Source organism: Embleya sp. NPDC127516 (assembly GCF_044765325.1).
In the GTDB taxonomy this organism is placed as follows: Bacteria; Actinomycetota; Actinomycetes; order Streptomycetales; family Streptomycetaceae; genus Embleya.
Map to the genome: position 1 here is coordinate 1 of NZ_JBIWJT010000110.1, position 1,026 is coordinate 1,026.

The following is a 1,026-nucleotide window of genomic DNA, read 5'->3' on the forward strand; positions in this document are numbered from 1 at the left end:
GTACCACCCGACACCGCAACCGCCAACGACACCGCCCGACCCACCACACCCGACTGCGCACCGGGACTCACCACCGACACCGGCGACGGACCACCCGGGATCGCCTCGGGTGGCAACGGGACCATCCACAGCGGGCTGTTGGCGCCCTCGGAACCGACGTACAACGACCTGCCGTCGGGCGCGTACATCAGCGACTCGCCCTGCGTCGTGCTCGGCGACGCGAACTTGGCGAGTTGTTGCCCGGGCGCCGAATAGACGGTGACGTCCGAATAGTTGCGGATCGCGAACGAGCGCCCGTCCGGCGCGAACGCGCCGTCGGTCGCGGTGTCCGGAGCGGGCCCCACCGCGGTCAGGTCGTTGACCTGGTCGGTGCGCAACCGCAGCGGCGCCGAGTAGAGCGAACCGGGCGCGCCGAAGAGCTTGCTCGCCACGTACAGCCGGTTGTCGCGCGGATCGATCATCGCGGTCTCGGCGTCGTGTTGCCCGTCGGCGAACCGCAACGGGAAGCTCGTCGCGGGCACGCCGGCATCGGCGAGCGTCGCGGGCTCGGCGATGCGGTACAGCGTGACCTGGGCGCGCGTGCCGAAGTTGTTGCCGATGTCGGCCACGAAGATCGCCGGGGCACCCGCGTCGTCCTTGCCGACCGCGATGGCCTCCCAGTCGGTGTTGGTCACTCCCGACACGCGCAACACCGCGACGGTGCGGCAGGTGCTCGTGTCGATCGCGAACACGTCGGAGGTGTTCCCGCTGTCGTTGAGCGTGTAGGCGATGCCCGGGTGCCGGGAACTGGGCGCCAGACCACTGGACTCGCCGATCCGCGCGTCGGCCAGGTTGCACTGCACCCGGGGTGGCTCGACGGCGTGCGCGGGGGTGGCGCCGGTGAGCGTGGCCAAGGCGGTGGCCAGGGCCGCGACGCAAGCGGTACGGACGGTGAGGAGCCCCGCGTTTTCCGGACGGGTTGATTGCTGTTGTTCTATGCCATCAGGTTCAATTCCCGCTCTGGGTGCAGGACTTCGTGGGGTGTGC

Annotated in this window: 1 protein-coding gene; it reads right to left on the reverse strand. The window is 70.0% G+C overall.

From position 1 onward, the window contains the following. The coding region (locus tag ACIRL2_RS51445) for a hypothetical protein (protein WP_402242744.1) at nt 1-893 on the reverse strand (893 nt) is incomplete at its 3' end. Nucleotides 894-1,026 lie beyond the last annotated feature (133 nt).